Genomic DNA, 17,409 nt, shown 5'->3' on the forward strand with positions numbered 1-17,409 from the left:
CTGGGCCGGGAAAACGATCTTCCCGCGCAGCGACAGCCCGTTGCGGTAGGCAAACTCGCCCAGGCCGTTTTCGTAGATGGAAGTCAGCAGCGCCGCGGTACCTGCATCGATGTCGTAAGCCTCGATGCGGATTTCCGGCGGCACCGCGGCCTTGTAATAACTGACGCCGGCGACCAGGTGCAGCAGCTGCAGCGCCCGCCGCACCGCCGCGGCGCGCACGTCGCCCAGCACGAACGGCGCGCCCGGGAAACGCATCACCTCGGTCATCACCGGGCCGTCGTCGAAGGCGTAGTCCAGGCCGGCCTCGCCGGTGCTGGCGTCGAAGCGGCAGTCCAGGAAACGGAAGGCGCGCACCGCGCCCGGGTCGAAGTCAGTCATCGATCACGTCCTCCTGCGGCAGCGCGCGCAGGTTGTAGCGGTTGGCCATCACCGCGCCGTAGGCGCCGGCGTGGCCGACCAGCAGCACGTCGCCTTCGGCCGTGGCTTCGGGCAGGCGCCGCTGCTTGCCGAGCACATCGCTCGATTCGCAGACCGGGCCGACCACTTCGCAGGGTGGGCCCGGCGGCGCATCGGGCCGGCTCAGGTTGACGATTTCATGCCAGGCGCCGTAAAGCGCCGGGCGCATCAGGGCATTCATGCCGCCGTCGGCGCCGACCCGGCGCTGGCCCTGCTTGTCCACGACCTGGGTGACCGACAGCAGCAGCACGCCGGCTTCGGCGACCAGGTAGCGGCCCGGCTCCACCCACAGCGCGTAGTGCGGATAGGCGGCCTTGAGTTCGGCCAGGGCGGCGCCATAGGCCACCAGGTCGAAGGGCGCGGCGTCGGGGTCGTAGGCCACGCCCAGGCCGCCGCCGACGTCGATGAAGGACACCGTGCCGATGCCTTCGGCGATCGCCGCCAGGCTGGCGTAGACGGTGTGCCAGTGCCGCGCATCGTGGATGCCGCTGCCGATGTGCGCGTGCAGGCCGGTGATGCGGGCGCCGGTGGCGCGGGCGGCGGCCGCGAACTGCGGCACCGCTTCCGCGGCCAGGCCGAACTTGGCGTCCTTGCCGCCGGTGCGCACTTTCTCGTGGTGGCCCTGGCCAAAGCCCGGGTCCACGCGCAGCACGATGTCGCGGCCCTTGAACAACTCCGGCCACTGCTGCAGCGGCACCAGCGAATCGAGCGTGACGAACACGCCGCGCGCCAGCGCCGCCTCGAATTCCCGCCGCGGCGCGAAACTGGGCGTGAACAGCACCCGGTCCGGCGCCAGGGTCGGCAGCACGCCGAACAGATGTTCGAGTTCGCCCTGGGAGACACATTCGAAGCCAAAACCCTCGGCTTCCAGCGTGCGCAGTATTGCCGGGTGCGAATTGGCCTTCAGCGCGTAGAAGCGCCGGTCGATCGCCGCCACGTCCATCAGCTCGCGGGCGCGTTCGCGCACCGTCGGCAAGTGGTAGGCATAACGCGGCGTGCCCGCTTTCGCCGCTTCCAGAAGGCGCGGCCGCAGGCGCTGCCACCAGGTCTGCGGGCGGCTGGCGGCGGGTTTGTCGAGGCTGCGCCAGCTGGGGCCGAACACGGCGGTTTCGGTCACCGGCATCGCGCCGCACTGCGCCAGCAGCGCGTGCAGGCGCGGCAGCATGTCTTCGTCCAGGTCTTCGTCCAGAACGAAGGTGAGGTTGAGGTCGTTGGACGACTGCGAAATGAGATGCACGCGCTCGCGGCCGAACTCCGCCCAGACGTCGGAGAGCTTGTGCAGCAGCGACCGCATGCCGCGGCCGACCAGGGTGACGGCGGCGCAGGGCGCGATCACCTTCACCCGGCAGACCTGGCCCAGGTCCGCGCACAGCGCATCGAGCACGTTGGTGCTGACCAGGTTGTCGCTGGGGTCCAGCGACACGGTGACGTTGGCCTCGGACGAGCCGATAAGGTCCACCGACAGCCCGTGCGCCTTGAAACGTTCGAACACGTCGGAAAGAAAACCCACCTGCTGCCACATGCCGATGGTTTCCATCGACACCAGCACGATGCCGCGGCGCGAACTGATCGCCTTGACGCCGGGCACGGTGGTGGCGGACGCGTCGATGACGGTGCCGGGCATGTCCGGCCGCGTGGTGTCGCGGATCCACAGCGGCACGCGCGCCTCGCGGCAGGGATGGATGCAGCGCGGGTGCAGCACCTTGGCGCCGGTGGTGGCGATTTCCTGGGCCTCGGCGTAGTCCAGGCGCGACAGCAGCCGCGCCTCGGGCACCTGGCGCGGATTGGCGCTGAACATGCCGGGCACGTCGGTCCATATCTCGACCCGGCGGGCCTTGAGCAGCGCGCCCAGGTAGGCCGCCGAAGTATCGGAACCCCCGCGGCCGAGGATCGCCGTGCCGCCATCTTCGGCGCGCGCGATGAATCCCTGGGCGATGCGCAGGGCCGGGCCGGCGGCATCGAAGCGGGCGCGCAGGGCGGCGTCGCCTTCGAAGTCGCAGGAGGCCGACAGCCGACGCGCCCAGTCGTTCTGGTTGGGCAGCGCGCGCGCCGCCAGCCAGTCGCGCGAATCGGTCCAGCCCACGTCCAGGCCCTGCGAACGCAGGTAGGCCACGCCCAGCGTCGAGGACAGCAGTTCGCCCTGGCCCAGCACTTCGGCCTGCCAGGCGAGATCGCCGCTGGCGCGGCGCGGATCGTCGGCGAGCGCCTGCAGCGCGGCCAGACGTTCGCCCAGCACGGCATCGGGGTCCAGGCCCAGCTCGTCGCGGCAGAAATCACGGTGGCGCATGGCCAGCGCTTCGAAACGCGCGGCGGTGCCCGGCGTGTCGGCGTGGCCGTCGCAGATGGCCTGCAGTTCGTTGGTGACGCCCGAAACCGCCGACACCACCACCAGTACCTTCGCGCCCTCTTCGGACGCGCGCCGTTTCATCAGCGCGCCAATGGTGTCCCAGCGATGGCGTCGGGACACCGAGGTGCCTCCGAACTTCAGGACGATCCAATCCGGTGCAACGGCACCGGCGGCGGGCGCGGCAGGAGTCATGGTCAGGGTTCTGGCTGGGGGACGCCGGTGCGCGGGGCACGGGCCCGCCGAGTGTAAACCAAGGGCGTGGAGGGGTGATTCACCGCCGGGCTGCTAATCTTCGCGACTCCCTGGGCAGGAAGCCCCCGATGCACTACCCGTTCGTACAACTCGACGTTTTCGCCGCCCGGCCGGGCGACGGCAATCCGCTGGCCGTGGTGTTCGACGCCAGCTCGCTCGACGAGGCCGCGATGCAGGCCATCGCCCGCTGGACCCGCCTGCCGGAAACCACCTTCGTGCTGCCGCCTTCGACGCCGGAGGCCAGCTACCGGCTGCGCATCTTCAGCCCGCGCCGGGAAGTGCCCTTCGCCGGCCATCCCAGCATCGGCAGCGCCCACGCCGTGCTCGACGCCGGCCTGGCGACGCCGCGCGACGGCCTGCTGGTGCAGGAATGCGCCGTCGGCCTGCTGCCGATCCGCGTCCAGGGCGAAGGCGCCGGACGTCGCCTGGCGGTGCGTGCGCCGCGCGCCCGCGTGCTGGAAACCGGCCGGCTGGACGACCCGCGACTGGCACCGGTGCTGTCCGGCCTGCCCCTGGGCACGCTGCCGCCGGTGCTGATGGACGGCGGCCGCCGCTGGTGGCTGGCCGAGCTGCGCGACGAAGCCTCGCTGCGTGCGCTGTCGCCGCCCTGGGCCGACATCGCCCTGCTGGCCGCGGACACCGAAGCCATGGGCCTGTGCGTCTACGCGCGCTGCACCGGCGGTGACCACGACCTGGCCGTGCGCGCCTTCGTCGGCCAGCCGGCGCAGGTGGAAGACGCCGCCTCGGGCGCCGCCAACGCCACCCTGGCGGCCTGGCTGCACCATGCCAACGCCCTGCCCCACGCCAACGGCGCCTACGTCGTCAGCCAGGGCCGCGAAGTCGGCCACGACGCCCGCCTGTTCCTGCAGGTCGACGCCGAAGGCGAAGTCTGGTCGGGCGGCCAGGTGCAAACCGTCGTGCGCGGCACCCTGGACTGGTAACCCGGCTAGTCGGCGGCGAAAACGCGCTGCCCGTCCACCCAGGTCGAACGCACCTTCAGTTCCGGCAGGCGCGAGGCATCGACGGACAGCGGGTCGGCATCCAGCACCACGAAGTCGGCGGCGAACCCCGGCGCCAGGCGCCCGGTGTTTTCCTCGTCGAAGGACGCGAACGCAGCGCCGGCGGTGAAGCCCTGCAAGGCCTGTTCCGGCGTCAGCTTCTGGTCGGGCAGCCAGCCGCCCGGCGGCTTGCCGTCGCGGTCCTGGCGGGTCACGGCCGAATACAGACCCAGGCGCGGGTCCACCGATTCCACCGGGAAGTCCGAGCCCAGCGCCAGCGGCACGCCCAGCGCACGCAGGCGCTGCCAGGCGTAGGCGCCGTACAGGCGCTCGCGGCCGACACGGGCTTCGGCCCAGGGCATGTCGGAGGTGGCATGCGTGGGCTGCATCGAGGCAATCACCTTGAGCGATGCGAAACGCGGCAGGTCGTCGCGGTGCACCACCTGGGCGTGTTCGATGCGCCAGCGGTGGTCGGTGTCCGCCTTCGCGCCCAGCACCGCGTCGTAGGTGTCGAGCACGACGCGGTTGCCGCGGTCGCCGATGGCGTGGCTGGCCGGCTGGATGCCGCAGCCGTGGGCCTTGGCCACGCCCGCGGCATACGCAGCCGGTTCGGTCACCAGCAGGCCGCGGTGGCCGGGTTCGTCGCTGTAGTCCTCGATGAGCGCGGCGCCGCGGCTGCCCAATGCACCGTCCACGTAGAACTTCACGCCGCGCATGGCCAGGCGGCCCGAGGCATGTTGGTAGGGGCCCATCGCGCACAGCGCGTCCAGGGCCTCGGCGTCGCCGTCGGCGTAGGCGCGGATGCGCAGCGGCAGCTTGCCGGCGTCGGCGAAACCACGCATCAGGCGCAGGTCGGCCAGGGACACGCCCATGTCGTGCACGCCGGTCAGGCCGTTCGCCACCGCGGCGGCGAGCGCGCGCTCCAGTGCTTCGGCGCGCAGGGCGTCGTCGGGCTGCGGCACGACGGCATCAACCAGCTCGGCGGCGGTGTCGATGAATACCCCGGTCGCCTTGCCGGCCTCGTCGCGCAGGATGCGGCCACCGTCGGGCTGCCAGTCGCCAGCGAGGTCGCGTTCGACGGCGCGCAGCGCGGCGCTGTTGGCCCAGCCGGCGTGCCCGTCCACGCGCTCCAGCCAGACCGGGCGGTCCGGGAAGGCGGCGTCCAGGTCGGCGGCGGTCGGGAACTGCTTGCCCGGCCAGTCGTTCTGGTCCCAGCCGCGGCCCAGCAGCCAGGCACCTTCGGGCAGGGTCGCTTCGAAGGCCTGCAGGCGGCGGATGACTTCGTCATTGCTGGCCGCGTCCACCAGGTCGGCGCGCAGCAGGGCGAAGCCCAGGTTCATCAGGTGGGCGTGGGCATCAACCAGCCCCGGCACCACGGTGGCGTCGCCGGCGTCATGGCGAACGGCGTCCGGATAACGCGCGGACAGCGCCTGCGCGGAACCGATGGCCAGCACCCTGCCCTGCGCATCCCAGGCCATGGCTTCGGCCACGGGCGTTCGGGCGTCGCCGGTGTGGATGCGCTTGGCGACAAGCAGATGCTCGCCCCCGGCATGGGCCAGGCCACTGGCCGCGGCCAGGCTGATCAACAGGCAAATCCGGCGCATCAACACCTCCCGGGCAATCCCCAAAACGGGGCCAGGGAACATTAACGTTTAAAACCGGGGTCAGAGTCGACTTTTTGTGAGCCAGCGCAGGGCGCGCTCGGCCAGGGCCGGCGCGTCGCGGCCCAGCAGGGGATCGACGTGGCCGCCGGGCACGGGCCAGGCGGTTGCAGCCCAGGTTTTCGCCAGGTCGATTGAAACCTGCGGCGGGACGTCCTGGTCGCTTTCGGAAATGATCACCAGCACCGGCGCCGATGGCCTGGCCAGCGCGACGCCGGCCTGGGCCTGGTTGAGCACCGCGCCGGATTCATCGCGCCAGCGCCGGAAGGCGAACAGCGCCGCGGCGTCATCCGCGCCCGGCAGGGCAGCGCGCGTGCCCGCCAGCGAGGCCGAACGTCCCCAGGGCACCACGGCCGGACGCTGCGGCGCATCCGGAAGGCCCTGTGGCGGCATCGGATTGACCAGCACCAGCGCATCGGCCTTGCCCGCGTTCATCGCCGCCAGCAGGCCACCCAGGCTGGCACCGACCAGTACCCGCGGTCGCGCAAGCGCGTCCAGCCAGCCCGCCACCTGCGCGGAATAGTCCGCCAGCGTCGTGGCGGCCAGGCCGGCCGGCGCCGCGCGCAGGTCCGGTGCGGCCACCGACAGGCCGGCCGCCGCGAAAACCCGCGCCCATGCCGTCCACTCCCAGCCGCCGCCGCCCGCGCCATGCACGAACACGGCGCTGCGGATGGCGATTTGCGTCGAATCCATGCACGACTTCCAGTCCAGGGGCCTGGCGCCGGAGTTTACGCGGCCACCCGGCATTGGCCGGTGCTCGGCGCGGCCGGTACCATGGGCGAATCATGAAAATCCAGGTTCCCTTCCTGCAGCTGCCGGTGTCCTTCGATGCCCGGGCCCTGGCCGATGAAATCGCCCGGGTCGATGAATCGCACTGGCGCCCGCATCCGAACAAGCTGCCCGGCAACAGTGCGCTGACGCTGATCGCCACCAACGGCGAACCGGACAACGACGACCTGGTAGGCAACATGCGCCCGACCGCCGCGCTCGAGCAGCTGCCGCGGGTGAAGGAAGTGCTGGCCGCGCTCGGCGCCACCTGGGGCCGTTCGCGCCTGATGCGCCTCTCCGGCCAGGCCGAAGTCACCGCCCACGTGGACACCAATTATTACTGGCGTGAACGCATGCGCGTGCACGTGCCGGTGACCACCACGCCCGACGTGCGCTTCCAGGTCGGCGATGCGGAAACCAACATGAAGGCCGGCGAATGCTGGATCTTCGACACCTGGTCGCGGCATCGCGTGATCAACGGCAATCACAGCACCCGCATCCACCTGGTCGCCGACACCGTCGGCGGCGCCGGCCTGTGGGACCTGATCTCGCGCGGCCGGCCCGCGGGCCGCAGCATTCCCGGCTGGCAGGCGCCGCCGGCACCGCTGCCCGGCACCGGCAAGGTGCACATCGACTTCGAGTCGGTGAACCTGCCGTCGGTGATGACGCCCTGGGAAATCCGCGACCATTTCGTCTTCCTGCTCGGCGAAGCCGTGCCGCACCCGCGCCTGCCCGTGGTCCAGCAGGGCCTGCTGGATTTCGCCCGGCGCTGGCATGCGCTGTGGTCGGCCCTGGGCGACGCAAAATCGGGCTGGCCGCGCTACCGCGAACTGCTCGACGCCACCCGCGCCGACATCCTGGCGCGCGGCGCGGGCGAGATCGGCCTGCGCAACGAAGTCGGGCTGATGTACATGCTCGACATGTACGTGTTCGGCGTCGCCCTGGGCGACCAGAACACCGCCAACCAGTCGCTGCGCAAGGACGTGCACGGCGACGCGCCGGCGCTGCCGGGTGCCGCGGCGCCGAAGGCCACCAGCCGCCGCAGCGCCGCCGGCCGCTTCGAGCGCCCGGTGTTCATCGTCAGCCCACCGCGTTCGGGTTCGACGCTGCTGTTCGAAACCCTGGTGAAGGCGCCCGGCGTTTTCAGCATCGGCGACGAAAGCCACAGCCTGATCGAAGGCGTGCCGGGCCTGGCGCCCTCGCAGCGCGGCCACGATTCGAACCGGCTTCAGGCGCAGGACGCCACGCCGGAGGTCACCGCCCAGCTGCAGCAGCGCTTTTTCGACGCCCTGCGCGACCGCGACGGCCACGCCCCGGGCGAAGCCGCGGTGCGTTTGCTGGAAAAGACCCCCAAGAACGCCCTGCGCATTCCCTTCCTGCGCGCGGTGTTCCCGGACGCCCGTTTCATCTACCTGCACCGCGACCCGCGCCAGGTGCTGGCCAGCATGATCGAAGGCTGGCAGTCCGGTCGTTTCGTCATGTACCCCAACCTGCCCGGCTGGCAGGGCCTGCCCTGGTCCTTCCTGCTGGTGCCCGGCTGGCGCGAGCTCTCGGGCCGACCCCTGGCCGACATCGTCACCCGGCAGTGGGAAACCGCCACCCGCCTGCTGCTCGACGACCTGCAGGCCCTGGACGGCGCGCACTGGACCGGCGTCGACCACGACCGCTTCCTGGCCGACCCGCAGGGCACCGTCGAACGCCTGGGCGCCTGGGCCGGCTGGGGCTGGGACAAGGACCTGGGCGGCGTGCTGCCGCTGTCGCGCTACACGCTCACCACGCCGGCGCCGGACAAGTGGCGCAAGCACGCCAGCGACATCGAACCGCGCCTGGCGGCCATCCAGGCCACCGTCGACAGGGCCGCGCGCGCCGCCGGTTGACCCGGGGCGGCGGGAGTAGGAGTCTAGTCGCCCCGGCCCCGGCCGGGCGTCCGCCATGACCGACGCGCGGTCGCGTTCGACGACCGATAAGGCAGCGCCATCGCGCCGCCGACCATGACGGCCCAACCACCCACGCACGGGAGGAACGGCCTCATGTCGTACAGCACGAAACAGATCCGCAACGTGGCCCTGGCGGGCCACTCAGGCGCCGGCAAAACCACCCTCTTCGAAGCCCTGCTGTTTGCCGGCGGCGCGATTCCCGCGGCAGGCAGCCTCGAACGCGGCAGCACCGTGTCGGACTTCGACCCGATGGAAAAAGCCCGCGGCCATTCGCTCAATACCGCCATCGCCAGCACCGACCACGCCGGCATCCACGTCAACCTGATCGACACCCCCGGCTACCCCGATTTCCGCGGCCCGACCCTGTCGGCGTTTTCGGCGGTGGAAACCGTGGCCGTGGTGGTCAACGCGGCCACCGGCGTCGAATACGGCACGCGCCGCATGATGGAATACGCCAGGGCGCGCAACCTGTGCCGGGTGCTGGTGGTCAACAAGATGGACGTCGACCCCGGCCACCTGCCGGTGCTGCTCGAAGAACTGCGCGAAGCCTTCGGCCCCGAATGCCTGCCGATCAACCTGCCGGCCGACAAGGGCACGCGCGTGGTGGATTGTTTCTTCAACCCCGTCGGCGACTCCGACCTGGGCCCGGTGGCCGACGCGCACCAGCGCATCGTCGACCAGGTGGTCGAGATCAACGAACAGATCATGGAACGTTACCTGGAGGACGGCGAAGAAGGCCTGTCCGGCCAGGCCCTGCACGACGCCTTCGAACAATGCCTGCGCGAAGGCCACCTGGTGCCGGTGTGTTTTGTTTCCGCGCGCAACGGCGTCGGCGTCACCGAGCTGCTGGACCTCGCCGAAAAACTGTTCCCCAACCCGATGGAAGGCAACCCGCCACCCTTCGAGAAAAACGGCCAGCCCTTCGAAGCCGTGCCCGACGCCGACGCGCACGTGGTCGCCGACGTGTTCAAGATCGTCAACGACCCCTTCGTCGGCAAGCTCAGCGTCTTCCGCGTTTTCCAGGGCACAGTACGAAAGGACAGCCAGCTGTTCATCGACGACGGCCGCAAGCCGTTCAAGGTCGGGCATCTTTTCAAGCTGCAGGGCAAGGACCACGTGGAAATCGACCAGGCCGTGCCCGGCGACATCGCCGCCGTGGCCAAGGTCGAGGACATCCACTTCGACGCAGTGCTGCACGACAGCCACGACGAGGATGACATCCGGCTCAAGCCGCTGGATTTTCCGAAACCCATGTTCGGCCTGGCGGTCGAAGCCAGCACGCGCGGCCAGGAGCAGAAACTCGCCACCGCCCTGCACAAGCTGTCCGAGGAAGACCCGGGTTTCCTGGTCGAACACGACGCCGAGCTCAATGAAACTGTGATCCGCGGCCTGGGCGAACTGCACCTGCGGGTGATGCTCGAACGCATCCGCGAACGTTACGGCGTCGCCGTCACCACCCGACCGCCCTCCATCGCCTACCGCGAAACCATCGGCGCGCCGGCCGAAGGCCACTACCGGCACAAGAAACAGACCGGCGGCGCCGGCCAGTTCGGCGAGGTATTCCTGCGCATCGAACCACTGGAGCGTGGCCGCGGCTTCGAGTTCGTCGACGCGGTCAAGGGCGGCACCATCCCCGGGCAGTTCATTCCGGCGGTGGAAAAAGGCGTGCGCCAGGTGCTCGACGGCGGCGCCATCGCCGGCTACCAGCTCCAGGACGTGCGCGTAACCGTCTACGACGGCAAGTACCACAGCGTCGACTCCAAGGAAGTGGCCTTCGTGGCCGCGGGCAAACGCGCCTTCCTCGATGCCATCCTGAAAGCGCGGCCGCAGGTACTCGAACCCATCGTCGACCTGGTGGTCAGCGTGCCCGAGGAACACATGGGCGACATCACCGGCCAACTGGCCGGCAAACGCGCGCGCATCCACGGCACCGACGCCGGCCGCGGCGGCGAAATACTGGTGAAGGCGCAGGTGCCGCTGTCGGAGCTGACCGACTACGCCACCGAACTCAAGGGTGCCACCGCCGGCCGCGGCCGCTACGAACTCGAGTTCAGCCACTACGAGCCGGTGCCCGTGGGCGTGCAGAAACAGCTGGTGGAAGCCTACCGGCCTCGACACGACGACGACTGATGGCGGTTAGACTGCAGGCGCGAGCCCTTTGGTCGCGCCTTGCAGGTTACGGATGAAACGTGTCGCTCCCCTCTTCGTCGCGCTGGTACTGAGCGTCCTGCTGGCCCTGGTCGCGTATCGCGTGTCGGTGCATTACGCCACCTTCCCGGTGGCCGATTCGCCGGCCGCGCCGGAACCTGCGCCCACGGGCCGGCCGCCCCCGCTGACGCGGGAGGAGATGACGTCCCGGAAAGCGCCCCAGTCCCTGGAACAGGCCCAGGCCGCCGACGCGCTGGAACGCGCACGGCCGATCCAGGCCGCGGTGGACGCGTTCTACGTCGCAGAGGGAACCTGGCCGCGCAACCTGGCGCAGCTGGGCCTGGGCAATCCCGACAGCCATGCCGGCGGCCCGGTGGCCGCGATAAGCGTGCGTCCCGACGGCGAGGTCGCCGTCGCCGTGAAGCCACACGTCGCGCGCGGCGGCGAGATCCGACTGGTGCCCACCGTGCTTCCCGACGGCAGCCTTGACTGGACCTGTCGCGCCCGCAATTACCCGGCGGCGACCCGCTTGCCGCAATGCCGCTGAGAGGGCCGTTTCACTCGTAGCTCAGTTCGGTGCTGCGGCCCCAGAACACGCGGTAGGCGAAGATCGTGTAGCCGATGATCATCGGCAGCGTCACCAGCGCACCGACCAGGATGATCTTGAGCGAACCCGGCGCTGCGGCGGCGTCCCAGAACTCGATCTGGTCGATCACCAGGTAGGGATAGACGCTGTAGGCCAGGCCCAGGAAGGCCAGCACGAACATGCCGATGGCCGCCGCGAACGGCACCCAGTCGCGGCCCTTGCCGCCGCGGCGGATGCGTCGCAGGTTGCTTTCGCACATCGCGAACAGCACGGCGGTGAGCAGCGGCACCGGCATCAGCAGGAAGAAGTTGGGCAGCGCGAACCATTTCTCGAAGATGCGCGGCGACACGAAGGGCGTGGCCACCGACACCGCGGCGATGCCCAGGCCGGTCAGCCACAGCGCCCACCAGCCCCAGCCGGCCGCCTGCCGCACCAGCGGCCCTTCCATCTTCAGCAACAGCCAGGTCGCGCCCAGCAGCGTGTAGCCGGCGGCCAGGCACAGGCCGATGAAGGCCGCGAACAGCACCGGCACCAGCCCCGGTTCGAAGCCGACGACGTAACGCCCGACCATGTAGCCCTGGGCCAGCGCCGCCGCCAGCGAACCGACGCTGAAAGCGGCGTTCCACAGCACCCGGTGTTCGTCGTGCGCCTTGGCCCGGAAGTCGAAGGCGACGCCGCGCAGGATCAGGCCCAGCAGCATCACCAGCACCGGCAGGTAAAGCGCGCCCAGGATCACCCCGTGCGCCACCGGGAAGGCCACCAGCAGCAGGCCGACGCCCAGCACCAGCCAGGTTTCGTTGCCGTCCCAGAAAGGCCCGATCGAAGCGACCATGCGGTCCTTGCCCGGGCCGTCGGCAAAGGGCACCAGCATGCCCACGCCCAGGTCGTAGCCGTCGAGCACGACGTAAACAAGCATGGCCAGGGCCATCAGGCCCATGAAGATCAGCGGCAGCCAGGCGTCCATGGGACCTCCGGGTCAGGTTTCATCGGGTTCGCCGCGCGCGGCGGTGATCGGCGGCGCGGTCGTCGCGCCGGACTTGCGGGCCAGGTGGAACAGCACCGACACATAGGCCGCCAGCAGCACCAGGTAGATCACCAGGTAGGCCGACAGGCTCAGGCCGACGATCGGCGCCGGCGTCGCCGACACCGCGTCGGCGGTGCGCAGCACGCCGGTGACCAGCCAGGGCTGGCGGCCGATTTCGGTGACGTACCAGCCGGCCAGGGTCGCCACCCAGCCGGAAAAGGTCATGCCCACCAGCACCCGCGCCAGCCAGGGCGAAGGTTCACCGCGGCGGCGCAGATGCCAGGCCGACAGCCAGGACACCAGCAGCATCAGCATCCCGACGCCGACCATCACCCGGAAGCCCCAGAACACGGCCAGCACCGGCGGATGGTCCTCGAAGCTGTCCAGGCCCTTGAGCTCGCCGTCGATATCGTGGGTGAGGATCAGCGCCGCCAGGCCGGGCACGCCGACGGCGTAATCGTTGCGCCGCTCGGCTTCATTGGGCCAGGCGAACAGCAGGGCCGGTGCGCCGCGTTCGTCCTGCCAGATGCCTTCCATCGCGGCGACCTTCCCGGGCTGGTGTTCCAGCGTGTTCAGGCCGTGCAGGTCGCCGGCGAAGATCTGCACCGGGATCAGGAGCGCGGCCATCAGCACGCCGGTGCGCAGCGTCGCCGCGACGTCGGCCCCGCGGTCGCCGCGCAGCCAGCGGAAGGCCGACAGCCCCGCCATCAGGAAGGCCACCGTCAGCCCCGAAGCCAGCAGCATGTGCACCAGGCGGTAGGGGAAGGACGGGTTGAAGACCACCGCCCACCAGTCGGTCGGATGCACCACGCCGTTGATGACTTCGAATCCGGCCGGCGTCTGCATCCAGGAGTTGAGCGCAAGGATCCAGAACGCCGACAGCGTGGTGCCCGCCGCCACCAGCACGGTGGCCAGGGTGTGCACGCGTTCGCCGACGCGCTTGCGGCCGAACAGCATGATGCCCAGGAAGCCCGCCTCCAGGAAAAACGCGGTCAGCACTTCGTAGGCCAGCAGCGGCCCGGCGATGTTGCCGACGGTGTTCATGTAGCCCGGCCAGTTGGTGCCGAACTGGAAGCTCATGGTGACGCCGCTGACCACGCCCATGCCGAAGCTCAGCGCGAACACCTTCACCCAGAAGAAATACGCCGACAGCCATTTTTCATCCTGCGTACGCAGGTAGCGCAGCTTGAAGAACAGCAGCACCCAGGCCAGGGCGATGGTGATGGTCGGGAACAGGATGTGGAAGCTGATGTTGGCCGCGAACTGCACGCGCGCCAGCATCAGGGCGTCCATGGCACCGCCGGCGTCCATCAGCGGATCTCCGGCGCCGGCTCGGCGGTCGTGGTCTTGTCCGGCGAACCGAGCAGGCGGTCCTTCATGTCCAGCAGCTTGGTCGCGGTGGTGCCCAGGGCCATCAGCTTCTCGAGCGTGGCCGGCGACAGCTTGCGCACTTCGGCGAACCAGTCGGTCAGCTGTTCGATCAGGTCGTGCATTTCGCGCATGCGCGCCTGGGCGTGGCGCTCTTCGGCCGAGTCCGGGGTTTCGAGCAGCGCGTCGCGCAACATCGAAAGGGTCGGGTCCACTTCGCGCCGCTGGCGCTCTTCGGCCAGGGTCTTGAAGATGGCCCAGACATCCTCGGGCGCGGTGTAGAAGTCGCGGCGGTCACCCGGCTGGTGGCTCAGGCGCACCAGGCGCCAGGACGACAGCTCCTTGAGCCCCATGCTGACATTCGAGCGGCTGACGCCCAGCCGGTCGGTGATCTCGTCGGCGGTCAGCGGCCGGGCCGAGATGAACAGCAGGGCGTAGATCTGCCCCACCGTCCGGTTGATGCCCCAGCGGCTGCCCATTTCACCGAAATGCAGCACGAAAGCCTGGCTGAGCGGGGGGAGGTCCATGTAGCCACCTGAGGTTTCAGAAATTTCTGAAACATTAGACCTAGATCAAGGCGGCGGGGCAAGCGGTATGCCTTGGGGGGTTCAGCCAATCATCACGGCCGGCTCAGTTGGCGAAGCGGTAGCTGAGCTTGATGAGCAGCTGCTCGGCATCGCGCAGGCTGGTGGTTTCGCCCAGCAGCCCGGCCAGCGGCCGGCTGCCGTCTTCAATCAGCGCCCCGCCCCGCCCGTAGACCACATAGAGGTCCGACAGCGGCGCCAGCTCGTAGCGGTAGCGCACCTGGAAGCCCAGGTTGGTCAGGCTGAAGTCCGGGATCGGTTCGTTGGTGGGCACCGGCCGGCCACCCGGGCCGACCTGCCAGGCCTGGCGCAGGCGGGCGTCGAGCGCGATGGTTTCGAACTTCACCCGCAGCTCCTGGCGATGGCCCAGCTGCCACTGCAGGTTCAGGCCGAGGCGGGCGGTGTCGGCGCGGAAGCTGCCCAGGCGGTCGCCGCCGCGCCAAAGCAGCCAGTCCGGCGCGTGCTTGACCGAGGCCGTGGCCTGCAGCGTCAGGCTGTCGTTGAGATGCAGCGTTGGCTCGATGCCCAGCTCCAGGCCGGTGCCTTCGGCGCCGTCCAGGCCCTCGCCGGCCACGCGCGCCCAGCCCTTGAGCGCCCAGGCACCTTGCCGGGGGCGCGAACGCTCCCAGGAGGCATACAACTTTTCCGGCACCCGCAGCACGCCGTTGCCGCGCGTGATCAGGTCATCGTGGCCACTCGACCAGGCCGCGACTTCCCAGAATTCGCTGCCGCCGTCGCGGCGGTCGGACGATCGGTTGATCGCCGCGGCTTCGGCGATGACGGTGCCCTGCACGTTGCGCCGGTTGGACACGGCCCAGCGGGTTTCCCAGGACGAATACGCCGAGCCTTCGGCGAACCCATTGCGGCGCTTCGCCAGTTCATAGCGCACGTAATTGAAGTTGTTCCGGTCCAGGTAGCCGATGTCGTTGAGCTGCAGTTCGTCGCCCAGGTGCAGCAGGTAGAGCTGCTGGCGCCAGCCGTCGCCCAGGGCGTGGTCGATGCGCAGCTGCGCGCCGACGTCGTCGCTGCGCGTACCGGCCTGGTCTACGGACGAAGCCACGGCCTGCGTGCGCACCACCCAGGCCGGATCCGGCGTCCACAGGTGGTCGGCTGAATACACCGTGGCCACGCGGTCCAGGAACGGGCGGTCCACCCGGCTGAGCATCACGCCCAGGTCCTGGTCGCCGAAATCACGGGTGGCGCGCAGCGCGTAGAAATCGCGGCCGGCCTCGTCGCCCTCGATCGCCGCCAGCAGGCCGTACCGCACCTGGCCCAGGCTGCCATTGAGCTTTACGGCCGCGGTGACGTCGCCGGCGCCGCTGCCGTCGTCGGCCGGGCCGCCGATGCGGCGCGTGTAAAGCAGGCGACTGTTGCCGGCGCCGAAGGGCACGTCGAACAGACCCTGGTTTTCGGTGAAAAACGGCCGCTTGTCGCCGAAGAAGGTTTCCACCGCGCCGAAGTTCACCACCAGGTCGTCGCTTTCGACCTGGCCGAAGTCGGGATTGAGCGTGGCCGAAAGCTGGAACTGTCCGTTGGGTTTCCAGAAGATGTCCGCACCGGCGTCGAAGTCGCTGCCGCCGCCGACGGCATCGTGCACGCCGACCACGTAGGGCGTCACCGCGATCAGCGACTGCTCGTAGTGCGGCACCCGGACTTTATGGAACTCGGACAGGAAGGTCGGGTTCTGGTAGCTGATGAAGGGCCAGCCGTAACGCTCGCCCGTGCTGCCGACCACGCGGTCGAGGTAGATGCCGATGGTGCGTTCGCCGCCATCAGGCCGGGCCATCGGCGCCACGTACCAGGGCACCAGCATTTCGACCGACCAGCCCTGTTCGTCCTGTTGCACGGCGCGATGCCAGTCGCCGTCCCAGTCGGTGTTGAAGTTGCGCTCGCTGGTGATCACTTCGTCGCTGATGCCGCCGGCCACCGTGACCATGAAGTCGTAGCCGGTCCGGCCGTCGCCGTCGAAATCCACCATCAGGTTCACGCGGTCCAGGGCCCCGCCCTGGTCGCGGCGGGTGCGCTGGGTGGTGCGCGGCACGCCCGGCGGCTGCTCCGCGCGGAAGGCCACGGCCAGGCCCTCGGGCGTGGCCAGCAGCCAGGCTTCGGTGCGCAGGGCGGGCTCGGCGCCGTCGATGGGCTGCACACGGACGAACTCGGTCACGTGTCGCGCCTGCGCCCATTCGGTCGCATCAATGCGGCCGTCGATCGTGACGGCGGCAGCGGGCAGGCTGGCGGCGGCCAGGGCCAGCGCGGCGAGGAAATGTGGCGGGTTCATGGCAGGGCCAAAGACGTGACGCGGCATGCTGGGGCAGGAAGCCGGTGGAGCGTGAGGGCCGTAAGTCACCCCCGGCCAGCCCGGCTCATGCAAGAGGGACTTCAGTCCCGATTCGCGCTTATCGGGACTGAAGTCCCTCCCACATCAGGCCTTCTTCTTGCCTTTCTTCTTGCCCTTTTTCTTGCCGGCCTTGGGCTGCAGCATCGTGCCCGTGCATTTGGCCGACCCGCAGCGGCAGGCCCAGATCGCCTTTTGTTTCGCGGTGTGGGCTTCGACCAGGGTGATGCCGTAGTTGTAGGTCAGCTCCTCGCCCGGGGCGATGTCGCGCATGGCCTCGATGTAGATCCGGTCCTTGCGCTTCTTGCCGGTGTCGCTTTCCTCCCACACCGCTTCGCAGTTGGGCTCGCAGCTGTGGTTGATCCAGCGCGCGTCGTTGCCGTCGACGCTGGCGTCGATGACGTACTTGTCGTTGAGCGTGAACAGGAAGGTGTGGCCGGTGTCGGGGTCGTCGGCGTAAACCTCGTCGGCCTCGTCGTGGGTCCGCAGCAGGCCCTTGTAGCGCACCACGCGCTCGCCCTTGGCGATCGTGTCGGTGGCGAAGACGCCGTTGCCGTGGATGGCGGATCGGCGGGCCTCGATCTTCTTGGGCATGGGGCGGTCCGTGGCGCGAATGGGCCGCCATTGTCGCCAATCCAGGCGCCCGGCGCAGCCCCGGGTTTATGCTGGGCAAAGCACAGGAGATATCCGATGGACCCGGCCAACAGCTGGAGCGAGGAAAAACAGTCGGCCTGGCTGTACCGGGCCCTGGCCGAAGCCGAGCGCGATTCGCGCATCGCCGACCTGTTCCGCGCGCTGGCCGATGCCGCCGAGGACCAGGCGCGGACCTGGGAAAAGGCCGCCGCCAGCGCCGGCCAGGCCCTGCCGGCGCAATTCCAGCCCTCGGCCCGCGCACGCCTGGTCGCGCAGCTGGCCCGCCGCCTGGGCCCACGGCGGGTAAAACCC

At 69.7% G+C, this 17,409-nt stretch carries 13 protein-coding genes and 1 pseudogene; 5 read left to right on the top strand and 9 right to left on the bottom strand.

What is annotated here, in order from left to right:
* Together AACZ35_RS05525 and AACZ35_RS05530 are read right to left on the bottom strand one after the other, a co-directional pair.
* A pseudogene (locus AACZ35_RS05525) lies at positions 1-378 on the bottom strand (endonuclease domain-containing protein); the annotation flags it as partial.
* Positions 371-2,995 (bottom strand): bifunctional aspartate kinase/diaminopimelate decarboxylase, encoded by a 2,625-nt coding sequence (locus AACZ35_RS05530; RefSeq protein ID WP_339826935.1) that lies wholly within the window; start codon positions 2,993-2,995, stop codon positions 371-373. The pseudogene AACZ35_RS05525 and the gene AACZ35_RS05530, both read right to left, overlap by 8 nt.
* 128 nt (positions 2,996-3,123) lie before the next feature.
* On the opposite strand from AACZ35_RS05530, the gene AACZ35_RS05535 reads away from it, so the two are divergent.
* A complete protein-coding gene (locus tag AACZ35_RS05535; protein ID WP_339826937.1) occupies positions 3,124-3,996 on the top strand; it encodes a PhzF family phenazine biosynthesis protein in 873 nt (290 codons plus the stop codon).
* 5 nt (positions 3,997-4,001) lie between these two features.
* On the opposite strand, the gene AACZ35_RS05540 is transcribed toward AACZ35_RS05535, so the two are convergent.
* Positions 4,002-5,657, bottom strand: a complete 1,656-nt coding sequence (locus AACZ35_RS05540; RefSeq protein WP_339826939.1) for an amidohydrolase family protein — start codon at positions 5,655-5,657, stop codon at positions 4,002-4,004.
* 60 nt (positions 5,658-5,717) lie between these two features.
* Positions 5,718-6,407 carry an alpha/beta fold hydrolase gene (locus AACZ35_RS05545; RefSeq protein ID WP_339826941.1) on the bottom strand — a complete coding sequence of 230 codons (690 nt, stop codon included), beginning with the start codon at positions 6,405-6,407 and terminating at the stop codon, positions 5,718-5,720.
* A 92-nt stretch (positions 6,408-6,499) separates the two neighbouring features.
* Here AACZ35_RS05545 and AACZ35_RS05550 point away from each other — a divergent pair, with 92 nt between their 5' ends.
* The 3 genes from AACZ35_RS05550 to AACZ35_RS05560 all read left to right on the top strand — a co-directional run bounded on the left by AACZ35_RS05550 (position 6,500) and on the right by AACZ35_RS05560 (position 11,114).
* Entirely contained in the window at positions 6,500-8,359 is a 1,860-nt protein-coding gene (locus AACZ35_RS05550; RefSeq protein WP_339826943.1) for a sulfotransferase, read from the top strand.
* Positions 8,360-8,512: 153 nt separating this feature from the next.
* Positions 8,513-10,549, top strand: a complete 2,037-nt coding sequence (gene fusA / locus AACZ35_RS05555; protein WP_339826945.1) for an elongation factor G — start codon at positions 8,513-8,515, stop codon at positions 10,547-10,549.
* Between the two features lie 52 nt (positions 10,550-10,601).
* Complete coding sequence (locus AACZ35_RS05560; RefSeq protein ID WP_339826947.1) at positions 10,602-11,114, top strand: pilin; 513 nt, start codon at positions 10,602-10,604, stop codon at positions 11,112-11,114.
* A 10-nt stretch (positions 11,115-11,124) separates the two neighbouring features.
* Here the strand turns inward: AACZ35_RS05560 and AACZ35_RS05565 are convergent, their stop codons facing one another.
* From AACZ35_RS05565 to AACZ35_RS05585, 5 genes are all read right to left on the bottom strand, one after another.
* Positions 11,125-12,117 carry a cytochrome d ubiquinol oxidase subunit II gene (locus AACZ35_RS05565; protein WP_339826949.1) on the bottom strand — a complete coding sequence of 331 codons (993 nt, stop codon included), beginning with the start codon at positions 12,115-12,117 and terminating at the stop codon, positions 11,125-11,127.
* 12 nt (positions 12,118-12,129) lie between these two features.
* A complete protein-coding gene (locus tag AACZ35_RS05570; protein ID WP_339826951.1) occupies positions 12,130-13,488 on the bottom strand; it encodes a cytochrome ubiquinol oxidase subunit I in 1,359 nt (452 codons plus the stop codon).
* On the bottom strand, positions 13,488-14,072 hold the full coding sequence (locus tag AACZ35_RS05575; RefSeq protein WP_339826953.1) for a GbsR/MarR family transcriptional regulator: 585 nt from the start codon (positions 14,070-14,072) through the stop codon (positions 13,488-13,490). The genes AACZ35_RS05570 and AACZ35_RS05575 overlap by 1 nt, the downstream gene beginning before the upstream one ends.
* Positions 14,073-14,175: 103 nt before the next feature.
* Positions 14,176-16,407, bottom strand: a complete 2,232-nt coding sequence (locus AACZ35_RS05580; protein ID WP_339826955.1) for a DUF5916 domain-containing protein — start codon at positions 16,405-16,407, stop codon at positions 14,176-14,178.
* Positions 16,408-16,551: 144 nt separating this feature from the next.
* Positions 16,552-17,058, bottom strand: a complete 507-nt coding sequence (locus AACZ35_RS05585) for an SET domain-containing protein (protein ID WP_339826957.1) — start codon at positions 17,056-17,058, stop codon at positions 16,552-16,554.
* A gap of 96 nt (positions 17,059-17,154) precedes the next feature.
* On the opposite strand from AACZ35_RS05585, the gene AACZ35_RS05590 reads away from it, so the two are divergent.
* Positions 17,155-17,409 (top strand): hypothetical protein (locus tag AACZ35_RS05590; RefSeq protein ID WP_339826959.1); only part of this gene is annotated, 255 nt, incomplete at its 3' end.

It is taken from the genome of uncultured Arenimonas sp. (assembly GCF_963976025.1).
Taxonomy (GTDB): Bacteria; Pseudomonadota; Gammaproteobacteria; order Xanthomonadales; family Xanthomonadaceae; genus Arenimonas.

Bases quoted from the DNA above. Each gene is read 5' to 3' on its own strand.
- AACZ35_RS05530 (WP_339826935.1), bottom strand. From the start codon at position 2,995: ATGACTCCTGCCGCGCCCGCCGCCGGTGCCGTTGCACCGGATTGGATC.
- AACZ35_RS05535 (WP_339826937.1), top strand. From the start codon at position 3,124: ATGCACTACCCGTTCGTACAACTCGACGTTTTCGCCGCCCGGCCGGGC.
- AACZ35_RS05540 (WP_339826939.1), bottom strand. From the start codon at position 5,657: ATGCGCCGGATTTGCCTGTTGATCAGCCTGGCCGCGGCCAGTGGCCTG.
- AACZ35_RS05545 (WP_339826941.1), bottom strand. From the start codon at position 6,407: ATGGATTCGACGCAAATCGCCATCCGCAGCGCCGTGTTCGTGCATGGC.
- AACZ35_RS05550 (WP_339826943.1), top strand. From the start codon at position 6,500: ATGAAAATCCAGGTTCCCTTCCTGCAGCTGCCGGTGTCCTTCGATGCC.
- fusA (WP_339826945.1), top strand. From the start codon at position 8,513: ATGTCGTACAGCACGAAACAGATCCGCAACGTGGCCCTGGCGGGCCAC.
- AACZ35_RS05560 (WP_339826947.1), top strand. From the start codon at position 10,602: ATGAAACGTGTCGCTCCCCTCTTCGTCGCGCTGGTACTGAGCGTCCTG.
- AACZ35_RS05565 (WP_339826949.1), bottom strand. From the start codon at position 12,117: ATGGACGCCTGGCTGCCGCTGATCTTCATGGGCCTGATGGCCCTGGCC.
- AACZ35_RS05570 (WP_339826951.1), bottom strand. From the start codon at position 13,488: ATGGACGCCGGCGGTGCCATGGACGCCCTGATGCTGGCGCGCGTGCAG.
- AACZ35_RS05575 (WP_339826953.1), bottom strand. From the start codon at position 14,072: ATGGACCTCCCCCCGCTCAGCCAGGCTTTCGTGCTGCATTTCGGTGAA.
- AACZ35_RS05580 (WP_339826955.1), bottom strand. From the start codon at position 16,407: ATGAACCCGCCACATTTCCTCGCCGCGCTGGCCCTGGCCGCCGCCAGC.
- AACZ35_RS05585 (WP_339826957.1), bottom strand. From the start codon at position 17,058: ATGCCCAAGAAGATCGAGGCCCGCCGATCCGCCATCCACGGCAACGGC.